The organism is Brevundimonas sp. Root1423 (assembly GCF_001426805.1).
In genome coordinates this window covers 1-10,817 of record NZ_LMFL01000025.1, presented here as the reverse complement: position 1 = coordinate 10,817, position 10,817 = coordinate 1, and the positions used below count along the sequence as shown (strand labels likewise).

11 protein-coding genes are annotated in these 10,817 nt (G+C 67.6%); 7 read left to right on the top strand and 4 right to left on the bottom strand.

Going from position 1 to position 10,817, the window contains the following annotated elements:
* Positions 1-202: 202 nt before the first annotated feature.
* Positions 203-1,573 carry a GH1 family beta-glucosidase gene (locus tag ASD25_RS16965; RefSeq protein ID WP_055828912.1) on the top strand — a complete coding sequence of 457 codons (1,371 nt, stop codon included), beginning with the start codon at positions 203-205 and terminating at the stop codon, positions 1,571-1,573.
* Between the two features lie 3 nt (positions 1,574-1,576).
* On the opposite strand, the gene ASD25_RS16960 is transcribed toward ASD25_RS16965, so the two are convergent.
* Positions 1,577-3,064 (bottom strand): carboxylesterase/lipase family protein, encoded by a 1,488-nt coding sequence (locus ASD25_RS16960; protein ID WP_156376925.1) that lies wholly within the window; start codon positions 3,062-3,064, stop codon positions 1,577-1,579.
* Between the two features lie 168 nt (positions 3,065-3,232).
* On the opposite strand from ASD25_RS16960, the gene ASD25_RS16955 reads away from it, so the two are divergent.
* Positions 3,233-4,747 carry a PAS domain-containing sensor histidine kinase gene (locus ASD25_RS16955; protein ID WP_055829708.1) on the top strand — a complete coding sequence of 505 codons (1,515 nt, stop codon included), beginning with the start codon at positions 3,233-3,235 and terminating at the stop codon, positions 4,745-4,747.
* Positions 4,744-5,121, top strand: a complete 378-nt coding sequence (locus ASD25_RS16950) for a response regulator (protein ID WP_055828907.1) — start codon at positions 4,744-4,746, stop codon at positions 5,119-5,121. Before ASD25_RS16955 ends, ASD25_RS16950 begins: the two co-directional genes overlap by 4 nt.
* Before the next feature lie 24 nt (positions 5,122-5,145).
* Here ASD25_RS16950 and ASD25_RS16945 read toward each other — a convergent pair whose 3' ends face one another.
* The 3 genes from ASD25_RS16945 to queF form a co-directional block, all read right to left on the bottom strand.
* Positions 5,146-6,792 (bottom strand): NAD(P)/FAD-dependent oxidoreductase, encoded by a 1,647-nt coding sequence (locus tag ASD25_RS16945; protein WP_055828904.1) that lies wholly within the window; start codon positions 6,790-6,792, stop codon positions 5,146-5,148.
* A gap of 108 nt (positions 6,793-6,900) precedes the next feature.
* Positions 6,901-7,782 carry a DUF817 domain-containing protein gene (locus ASD25_RS16940; RefSeq protein ID WP_082560039.1) on the bottom strand — a complete coding sequence of 294 codons (882 nt, stop codon included), beginning with the start codon at positions 7,780-7,782 and terminating at the stop codon, positions 6,901-6,903.
* Between the two features lie 71 nt (positions 7,783-7,853).
* Positions 7,854-8,315 carry a preQ(1) synthase gene (gene queF / locus ASD25_RS16935; RefSeq protein ID WP_055828901.1) on the bottom strand — a complete coding sequence of 154 codons (462 nt, stop codon included), beginning with the start codon at positions 8,313-8,315 and terminating at the stop codon, positions 7,854-7,856.
* Between the two features lie 206 nt (positions 8,316-8,521).
* Between queF and ASD25_RS16930 the strand changes: the two genes are divergently transcribed.
* The 4 genes from ASD25_RS16930 (at position 8,522) to ASD25_RS16915 (ending at position 10,808) form a co-directional block, all read left to right on the top strand.
* Entirely contained in the window at positions 8,522-9,448 is a 927-nt protein-coding gene (locus tag ASD25_RS16930) for a nitronate monooxygenase family protein (RefSeq protein WP_055828898.1), read from the top strand.
* A 30-nt stretch (positions 9,449-9,478) separates the two neighbouring features.
* Entirely contained in the window at positions 9,479-10,183 is a 705-nt protein-coding gene (locus tag ASD25_RS16925) for a TorF family putative porin (protein ID WP_055828896.1), read from the top strand.
* 38 nt (positions 10,184-10,221) lie between these two features.
* Complete coding sequence (locus ASD25_RS16920) at positions 10,222-10,434, top strand: hypothetical protein (protein ID WP_055828893.1); 213 nt, start codon at positions 10,222-10,224, stop codon at positions 10,432-10,434.
* Between the two features lie 161 nt (positions 10,435-10,595).
* On the top strand, positions 10,596-10,808 hold the full coding sequence (locus tag ASD25_RS16915) for a cold-shock protein (RefSeq protein ID WP_055828888.1): 213 nt from the start codon (positions 10,596-10,598) through the stop codon (positions 10,806-10,808).
* Positions 10,809-10,817: the final 9 nt, after the last annotated feature.

Sequence of the window (10,817 nt, the reverse complement as noted above, 5' to 3'; positions counted from 1 at the left end):
CCCTGGGAAATTCCAGCCCCGGCCCGCTTGTCGCGGGTCCGTCCGAAAAAACCGTGTAACCGATTACATGACACACTAGTCAGGCGCCCCGCAAGTGCCCTAGTTTGGTCACATGGAGGTTGTGCTGCGGACGCTACACGCGTACCGACCGCCGCCGACCTCCCCTTTCAGTTCGCGTTTCCGCTTGCCGAGGCCTTTCGATATGACTTCAGACAATGCAGGCAACTATCGGTTTCCTGACGGTTTTCTGTGGGGCGCCGCGACGGCCGCCTATCAGATTGAAGGCTCGTCCATGGCCGATGGCGCGGGCGCGTCCATCTGGGATCGCTTCAGCCACACCCCCGGCATGATGCTGAACGGCGACACCGGCGACGTGGCCTGCGACCATTACAACCGCTGGCGCGAGGACATCGACCTGATGACCCGGCTGAACCTCCAGGCCTACCGGTTCTCGGTCAGCTGGAGCCGGGTGATTCCGGAGGGCCGCGGGGCCATCAATCCGAAGGGGCTCGACTTCTACGACAAGCTGGTCGACGGCCTGCTCGAGAAGGGCATCGAGCCGCTCTGCACCCTCTATCACTGGGACCTGCCGGCGGCGCTGGACGATCGCGGCGGCTGGCTCAACCCCGACATCGCCGACTGGTTCGCCGACTACGGCCAGGTCCTGTTCGAGAAGTTCAAGGGCCGGGTGAAGACCTGGGGCACCATCAACGAGCCCTGGGTGATCGTCGACGGCGGCTATCTGCACGGCGCCCTGGCCCCCGGCCACAAGTCGGCCTTCGAGGCCATGATCGCGGGCCACAACGTTCTGCGCGCCCACGGCGCGGCGGTGAAGCGCTTCCGTGAAGTCGGCGAAGGCCAGATCGGCATCGTGCTCAACATCGAGCCCAAATACTCCGCCTCCGACAAGCCCGAGGACGAGGCCGCGCGCAAGCGCGCCGAGGCCCAGATGAACCGCTGGTTCCTCGACCCCCTGATGGGCCGCGGCTATCCGGAAGAGCTCAAGGACGTTTATGGCGAGGCGTACCGCGAGTTCCCGCAGGAGGACTTCGACCTGATCGCCCAGCCCACCGACTGGATGGGTCTGAACTGGTACACCCGCTCGGTGCCCGAGAACGCCCCCGACGCCTGGCCGACCCGCTCACGTCCGGTGAAACAGGTCCAGCACGCCCACACCGAAACCGGCTGGGAGGTCTATCCCCCCGCCCTCACCGACACCCTCGTCTGGCTGCACGAACAGACCGGCGGCAAGCTGCCGCTGATGGTCACCGAGAACGGGTCGGCCTGGTACGATCCGCCCCACGCCATCGACGGCCGCATCCAGGATCCGCTGCGGGTCGACTATCTGAAGAACCACCTCAAGGCCCTGCACGACGCTATAGGCAAGGGCGTCGACGTGCGCGGCTACATGGCCTGGTCGCTGCTCGACAATCTCGAATGGTCGCTGGGCTATTCCAAGCGCTTCGGCATCACCCATGTGAACTTCCTGACCCAGGAGCGGACCATCAAGGATTCCGGCCTGCTGTACGCCGAGGTCATCAGGACCCACGGCGCGGTTCTGGACACGCTCTGAGCCTCAGCGCACCCGGGCGTAATAGGCCTCGATCAGATCCAGCCGGTCCGCGAACGGGATCGGCTTCGCCACGGGGCCGTCATTGGTGAACTCCAGCAGTTGGTCCCGCCCGGGGCCGAATTCCGGCCAGGCGGGCCGGCCTTCTCCGTTGGGATCTCCCTTGGCCGCGAACCGGGTCCAGTAGCCGGCCATAGCGTCCGCCGCCCGCTGGTCCCGCTCGCCCATCGGCCGCCCGACGGTGTGCAGATTGTCGAACACATAGGGCCGTTCGGACGCATGGGTCGCGCCGCCGCTGGGCTCCGGATTGGAGTCCGGCACGACATCGAAGCGGTACAGGTACGTCGGGTGACCATTGCGGGCGTGCAGCCGCGCCAGATGCCGGGCCGGCTCGTTGAAGGCCAGATCGCTGACCACATGGGCGCGATAGCCGTCCTCGCCGCCATAGGCCGCGTACAGATCGACCCGCTCCTGCGACGTCAGGGCGTCGTCGATCGCGCCATAGGGGCTGATCTCCTGCGGCCGGATCCACCAGAACTCGGCGCTGTTCGTGCCGATGATCAGCGGCACCGGGGCCTCGCGCCCGCCGGAGAAGGCGGTTTCCACGTCCTCCGTGACCAGTCGGCCGTCGATCACCAGATTGTCGCCGCCGTAGAAGTTCGGCGCCGGCCTCAGCAGCGCCTCGGCCGGGAGGTCGCGAAGCTCCGCCGCCGTCGTCGCCCCGATCGTCCGCGCGAAGGCCATGCCCCGGTCCCGCAGCGACGGACCGCCGACGGCCGACGGCGCGTCCAGCGGGACGCCCGTATCCCGACCCAGTCCCGACTGGACCACCGCCCGGTGGAACAGGCCGCGCGCCTCGGGCGAGATCATCAGCCGGGTCACCGCAGCCCCACCCGCGGACTCGCCGAAGACCGTGACATTCCCCGCATCGCCGCCGAACGCGCCGGCGTTCTCGCGCACCCATTTCAGCGCCGCGACGATGTCCATCATGCCGTAGTTGCCGCCCGGCTCTCCCTGCGCCCGTTCGGCGGCCAGCGCCGGATGGTCGAAGAAGCCCAGCCGGCCCAGCCGATAGTTGACCGTCACCACGACGACGCCCCGCTTCGCCAGGTTCGCGCCGTCGTACAGCGCCGCCGTGCCGGAGCCGTTGTTGAACCCGCCGCCGTGGATCCAGACCATCACCGGCCGCGGCTCCGCCCGCTCGGCCGGCGTCCAGACGTTCAGCGTGAGGCAGTCCTCGCTCATCGGCGGCGGACCCACGCCCGGATCCCCGCCGGACGGGGGCTGGATGCAGAGGGCGCCGACCTGTCCCGCGTCACGCGGCTGGCTCCACGGCGCCGGCGGCCGCGGCGCGCGCCAGCGCAGCGGCCCGACCGGCGGCGCGGCGTAGGGCACGCCCCTGAAGCTGCTCACCGCCCCCTCCCGACGACCGATCAGGACGCCCTGCTCGACGGTCGCGCGGGGATCTGGCGGCTCGACCGCGGATGGAGTCATCAGCAAAACCGCCGCGAGGAAAAATGAGGCAGGAAACATGAACCGACCCTAGCGCGACCGACCCCGGCGTCTCAAATAGCTTTGCGCCCCGCGCACGCGAACGGGTGAACCGATGACGGGTCAACGCGTTGTGGCCATAGTGGGGCGGGAATTGGCTTGAAATATCTGATGAAATCGGGCGACCTTGCGGTCGATCTGGCCGCGGCGTTCGACGCCTCGCCGAATCCCTACGTCCTGCTCACGCCCGATCTGCGCATCGCCGGCGCCAACCAGGCCTATCTGGACGTCACCAGCAGCACGCGCGACGCCATCGTCGGCCGTCCCCTCTTCGCCGCCTTCGATTCCGGGCCGGGCGAAGAGGCTCCCGAGAATGTGCGTCAGGTGAAGGCGTCGCTGGAAAAAGCCCGCGACGGCCGCAAGCGGGATCATCTCGCCCTTGTCCGGTTTTCCATCCCGCGCGCCGCCCCGCACGGCGAACCGGTCATGGAGGAGCGATTCTGGAGCGCCACCCACACGCCGATCCTCGACGCCTCCGGCGAGGTCGTCTGGCTGTTGCAGCACACGACGGACATCACCGAGCTGGAGTTGTTGCGCAATCGCATGGCGACCCCGGAAACCGCCTCGTCCACCAGCGCCCTGGACGCCATGATCGGGGGCAACGTCCTCGAGCGGGCCCGCATCGTCCAGGAGGACAACCTCCGTCTCGCCAGCGAACGCAACCGGCTGGTCGACATGTTCATGCAGGCGCCCGGCTTCGTCGCCGTGCTCGCCGGACCCGATCACGTCTTCCAGTTCTACAACGAGGCCTACCGGCGCCTGATCGGCCATCGCGATGTCGAGGGCCGGCCGGTCGCGGAAGCCCTGCCCGAGGTCGAGGGCCAGGGCTATATCGACATGCTGGACAGCGTGTTCGAGACGGGCGAGCCGGTCCAGGGCAAGGCCAGCCTGGTCCGGTTTCAGCGCGAACCGGGCGCGGAGCCGGACTCGGCCTATGTCGACTTCATCTACCAGCCGATCCGCGACGCCGACGGGCGCATCGTCGGGGTTTTCGTCCAGGGCCATGACGTGACCGATGTGGTGATGGCCGCCGAACGCCAGAAGCTGATGATCGACGAGCTCAATCACCGGGTGAAGAACACCCTCGCCACGGTTCAGTCGATCGCCATCCAGACCGCCCGCTCGCACCTCGATCCCCGCACCTTCGCCGAGGGGTTCCAGGCCCGTCTGCTGGCCCTGTCGCACACCCACGACCTGCTGACGCGCAGCCACTGGGAAGGCGCCGACCTGGGCGACATCCTCCAGCACGAGACGGCGGCCCACGGCGTTCACCGGGTGACGCTGAACGGACCGCCGATCGCCCTCGAGCCCGCCGCGGCCCTGTCGTTCGGGATGATTTTCCATGAACTTGCGACCAATGCGGCCAAGTACGGCGCCCTGTCGGCTCCGGACGGGCGGGTGCTGGTCGACTGGACGGTGGCCAATCAGGCCGGGCGCACCCTGCATCTGACCTGGCGCGAGGTCGGCGGCCCCCCGGTCCGCCCCCCGGAAGGCCGGGGTTTCGGCAGCCGGCTGATTGAACGAAACGTTCGTCACGATCTGGCGGGGGAGGTCAAACTGGACTACGCAAGCGACGGTTTCAGTGCGGACTTCTCGATTCCGCTCGATCGCGGGACACTTTCATGAGCGCACCTCTAACCGGCCGCCGGGTTCTCGTGGTCGAGGACGAATCCCTCGTCGCCATGCTGCTTGAGACCATTCTGGAAGACATGGGCTGCACCCCGGTGGGTCCCGCCGCCAATATCGACGAGGGCCTTGCCCTGGCGACGGACGGCGAACCCCTCGACGCCGCCCTTCTGGACGTCAATGTCGCCGGCCGTCAGGTCTTCCCCGTGGCCGAGGCGCTGAAGGCCCGCGGCGTGCCGTTCGTCTTCTCGACCGGCTATGGCGAGGGCGGCCTGCCCGAGGAATGGCGCGGCCAGGCCACGATCCAGAAACCCTTCACCGAGGCCGCCGTCCGCGACGCCCTGATGAAGGCGATGGGGGTCGAGAACGTCTAGGTTCCAGGTTCCAGGTTCCAGGTTTTAGGGAAGGCCCAGCCCCACCCTGGCCCCTAGCCCCTGGCCCCTGGCCCCTGGCCCCTGGAACCTACCCCCCAGGTCCTTCAGCACCGCCCGCGCCGCATTGTGACCCGGCGCGCCGGTGACGCCGCCGCCCGGATGGGCGCCGGATCCGCACAGGTACAGGCCGGGAACCGGCATGCGGTGGTCGGCGTGGCCCAGCACCGGGCGGGCGCTGAACAGCTGGTCCAGCGACAGCCGGCCATGGAAGATGTCGCCGCCGACCAGGCCGAAGCGCCGCTCCAGATCGCGCGGCCCCAGCGCCAGCCGGCCGACCACCGACGCCTTGAACCCCGGCGCATGGGCCTCGACCGTCTCGATCATGAGGTCCGCCACGGTGTCGCGATGTTCGTCGCCGAGCGTCGGATCGACATGCTGGCAGAAAAGGCTGGCGACATGCTGTCCCGGCGGCGCGAGCGTGTCGTCCAGGGTCGAGGGGATCAGCATCTCCACGATCGGCTTCGACGACCAGCCGTTCAGACGCGCCTCGGCATGGGCCCGGTCCATATAGGACAGGCTCGGGGCGATGATGATGCCGGCGGTCAGATGGTCGCCCTGTCCCGGCAGGGCGGTGAAGTTCGGCAACTCCGACAGGGCCACATTCATGCGGAAGGTGCCCGAACCCGACTGGTAGGCGCCGATCCGCTCGCGGAAGTCGGCCGGAACGACGGCGTCGTCCACGAAGCGCTCGAACAGAAGGCGCGGATGCAGGTTGGACACCACGGCCCGCGCCCGGACCACGTCGCCGGCCTCGGTCACCGCCCCGACGGCCCGGCCCTTCTCGGTCAGGACCGAGGCGATCGGCGTGTCCAGCCGTACGTCGACCCCGACCTCGGCGCAGGCGGCGGCCATGGCCTGGGTGATGGCGCCCATGCCGCCGATGGCATGGCCCCAGACGCCCTTGCGCCCGTTCACCTCGCCGAACACGTGGTGCAGCAGCACATAGGCCGATCCCGGCGTGTACGGACTGGCGTAGTTTCCGACGACGCTGTCGAAGCCGAACAGGGCCTTGATCGGATCGCTCTCGAACCAGCCGTCCAGCCAGTCGCCCGCCGACTTGGCGAACAGGTCCAGCAGGTCGCGCCGCCCGGTGACATCCAGCCCCGCCGCCTGTTTGCCCAGCGACACGCCCTTCAGCAGTTCCGGCAGCATGGCCATCCAGCCGGCCTCGACCATGTTGGGCGGCGCCTTCAGAATCCAGTCGCGCAAGACAGACGCCACGACCTCCAGCCGCGCCTCATAGTCGGGCAGCCGCTCCGCATCGCGGGTCGAGAATTTCGCCAACTCCGCCTGCGTCCGCCCCTCGCCGGCCAGGAAACGGCGGCCGTCATCGAAGGGCAGGAAGTTGGACACCTTGCGCTCGACCACCCGCAGGCCGTGCCGCGCCAGCTCCAGATCGGCGATGATCTTCGGGTTCAGCAGGCTGACGGTGTAGCTGGCGGTCGAGTTGCGGAAGCCGGGATGGAATTCCTCGGTCACCGCGGCCCCGCCGACCACATGGCGGCGCTCCAGCACCGTGACCTTCAGCCCCGCCTTCGCCAGATAGAAGGCGCACACCAGCCCGTTGTGGCCCCCGCCCAGGATGACGACGTCGGTGGTGGTTGTGGTCATGGTTCCCTTTTACTCCGTCATCCTCGGGCTTGACCCGAGGATCAGGCCCGGCGGTCGCAGGGTGTCAGAACCCTTTGCGTCCAGCCCTCCCAACCTCCGATCCTCGGGTCAAGCCCGAGGATGACGGTCTGAAGGCAGAACCTCCTCCTCCGGCCGGTGCACCAGCGACACCAGCACCACGCTGATCATCATCAGCAGGAACCAGCTGCCCAGCTTGGCCAGCGACACCGGATGCCAGCCGTCGCTCTGGGACGGATAGACCCAGGCGTTGGCGAAGGTGGCGATGTTCTCGGCCAGCCAGATGAAGGTCGCGACCAGGAAGAATCCCAGCAGGAAGGGCATGGCCCGCCGCGTCCGGTCCGGGGTGAAATAGAACCAGCCGCGCCCGAACAGCACCGCCGTCAGGGCGAACAGGCCGAGGCGAATGTCCGGCAGCCAGTGGTGGGCGAAGAAGTTGACGTAGATCGCCGCCGCCAGCACCCAGGTCGTCCACAGCGGCGGGTAGTGGCGGAATTTGATGTCGAAGATGCGCTGGATGCGGGCGATGTAGCTGCCCACGGCCGCATACATGAAGCCCGAGAACAGCGGCACCATGCCGATGCGCAGGATGCTGTCCTCGGGATAGATCCACGACCCGGCCTGGGTCTTGAACAGCTCCATGATGGTGCCGACCACATGGAAGACGAAGATGACCCTCGCCTCCTCCCAGCTCTCCAGCTTCAGCGCCAGCATGGCCGCCTGGATGGCCAGCGCCCCCACCACGAGGAAGTCGTAGCGGCTGACCGCCGCCTGATCCGGCCACCACAGATGTGTCGCCAGCAGCAGGGCCAGCATCGCCCCGCCGAACAGACAGGCCCAGCCCTGCTTGATGCCAAACATCAGGAACTCGAAGCCGTAGCGGCTCCACGCCCGCCGGTCGGCCCGGGTCTGGAGACGGCCCAGCCAGTGACGGCCCCAGGTTTCGAGTGGAAGGCGGGAGGAATCGGTCATGAGGTCACCCTGACCGCATCCGCCCGTTCAGGCATGAGCGGAATGTGAGCATTTCGCGCGGTCGGGCGAATTCACCCCCGCCCGCGATAGGTCGGCACGCCCTGGTCCGGCAGCCACAGCCCCGCCGGCGCGGCCCCCGTCTGCCAGAAGACGTCGATCGGGATGCCGCCGCGCGGATACCAGTAGCCGCCGATCCTCAGCCATTTCGGCTGCAGCAGGTCGGCGATCTTCTTTCCGATGGCGACGGTGCAGTCCTCGTGGAAGGCGCCGTGGTTGCGGAAACTGGTCAGGTACAGTTTCAGCGACTTCGACTCGACCAGCCAGTCGCCCGGCGCATAGTCGATGACGATGTGGGCGAAGTCCGGCTGGCCGGTCACCGGGCACAGGCTGGTGAACTCCGGCGCGGTGAAGCGGGTCAGATACAGGGTGTCCGCGTGGGGGTTAGGCACCCGCTCCAGCTCGGCCGTTTCCGGGCTCGTCGGCTGGACGGTGTGTTGGCCGAGCTGGTGCAGGCCTGAGGTGTCGGTGGTCATGGCGGGGATGTAGCGGGTTCCCCCGATCCCGTCATCCTCGGGCTTGACCCGAGGATCGGACGTTCCGGCGCACGATGCCGACTGTCAGTCTACCGGCTGGCCCCGCCTCCGATCCTCGGGTCAAGCCCGAGGATGACGGCGGAACAAAGTTTGCCTTCCCCCGCGACAGCCCGCTATCCGTAGCCAAAGACAACTGGGAAAACACCATGGCCATTCCGGCTTCGCTGAAAAAGGGCCTGAAACTGCCGGTCATCGCCGCGCCCATGTTCCTGGTCTCCGGACCGGATCTGGTGGTCGAGGCCTGCAACGCCGGGGTGATCGGCACCTTCCCCTCGCTGAACCAGCGCACCACCGAGGGCTATCGGGACTGGATCCACGAGATCAAGGGCCGGCTGAAGCCCGACGCCGCCGCCTTCGGCGTCAACCACATCGTCCACCCGACCAATCCCCGGCTGATGGCCGACATGATGGTGACGGTCGAGGAACAGGTTCCGCTGGTCATCACCTCCCTGGGGGCCGTGCGCGACGTGGTCGAGGCGGTGCACGGCTACGGCGGCGTGGTCTTCCACGACATCGCCAACATCCGCCACGCCCGCAAGGCGGCCCAGGCGGGCGTCGACGGCCTGATCCTGGTGGCCAACGGCGCGGGCGGCCACGCCGGCGTGGTCAATCCCTTCGCCCTGGTCGACGAGGTCCGCTCCTTCTTCGACGGGACCATCATCCTGTCCGGCTGCCTGTCGACCGGCTCCGACGTCGCCGCCGCCCTGATGATGGGCGCCGACTTCGCCTATATGGGCACCCGCTTCATCGCCACGACCGAGAGCGGCGCCCAGGGCGAGTACAAGGAGATGATCGTCGATGCGGGGGCCAGCGACATCACCTACACCCCCGCCGTCTCGGGCATCCCCGCCAATTTCCTGACCCCGTCGCTGGTCGCCAACGGCATCGATCCGAAATCCCTGCCCGAGCACAAGCTCGACATGGGCGAGGAGGCGAAGGCCTGGAAGACGGTCTGGTCGGCCGGCCAGGGCGCCGGCGCGGTGCATGACATTCTGCCCACGGCGCAGCTTGTCGCTCGGCTCGCGGACGAATTTTCGCAAGCTTGTGACAAATTCGACAAGAAGCGTCTCTAGACCCCGCCTCGTTCAACGAGGCCGACTCACATGCTCCGCACCCTGACGACCGCCGCCACGGCGACCGCCCTGCTCGCCTTCGCCGGTTCCGCCGCCGCCCAGGAGGCCGCGCCGGCCGCCGGAAGCTGGTCCTTCGCCTTCGGCGCCGCGACCGACAACCGCTCCAAGGACGCCTCCAAGTCGAATGGCGAGGCCTATGTCTGGGGTCAGGCGGAGTGGGAGAGCGCCTCGGGTCTGTTTTACGCCGGCGTGGGCGCCGAGACGATCAAGAGCTCGACCGGCTCGGAGCTGGAAACGGAAATCGGCGCCGGCTTCACCCCGGAACTGGCCGGCTTCGATCTGGACCTGAACGCCACATACAAGCAGCAGATCGACGCCAATCCGGGCGCGGACGACAACGCCTGGGAGTTCACGGCCGACGTCAAACGCTCCATCGGCCCGGCCAGCGGCCGCCTTCGCCTGCAGCACTCGCCCGACGGAACGGGCGGCACGCGCGCGTGGACCTGGTACGAGGCCCGCCTCGGCTGGGAGTTCACCGAGAAACTCGAAGCCACCGCCTCCATCGGCCGCCGCGAGCAGGACAACAGCATCGACTACACCGGCTGGAACGCCGGTTTCACCTACGCCCTGACCGACAATCTGGAGGCCGAGGTCCGTTATCACGCGACCGACGCCGACGTCCCGGGCGAGCAGTATGCGGACGCCCTGGTCGCCGGGATCAGCATCGCTTTCTGAAACCTCGCTTTTTGCGGCGAAGCTCCTATCTAGGAGCAATGAGCAACCATCGTCCCACGACCCTCGAGCGCGCCTATGAACTGGCGCGCGGCGGGGGCTGCCGCACCGTCGGCGAGATCAAGACCGCGCTTCAGGCCGAAGGGTTCGAGCGCATCCAGGACTCGCTGTACGGTCCCACCCTGACGGCCGCGCTGCGCAAGCTGTGCCAGGAGCACTACGTCCCCGCCCCCGAGGGCGAGGCGGCTGAGTAGCCCACGACTTGATTTTGCCGCGCCGACAGGTCAAAAGCGTTTTGTCGAGCTCTCTGCGAAACGCCACCCTCTGCTTTCGCACTGAGGTCTAGCCGCTCCTTTCAGACCCGACAGGCTCCAGGGGCTCTTCCCTGAGGTCAACGCTAGCGGAGGTCCTGAAAATGGCTACCGGCACTGTWAAATGGTTCAACTCCACCAAGGGCTACGGCTTCATCCAGCCTGACGACGGCGGCAAGGACGTCTTCGTCCACATCTCGGCCGTCGAGCARGCGGGCCTGCGCGGCCTGGATGAAAACCAGAAGGTTTCCTACGAAATCGAGCGCGACAAGCGTTCGGGCAAGGAATCGGCTGGTCAGCTGAAGACCGAAGGCTGAGAGGCTGAG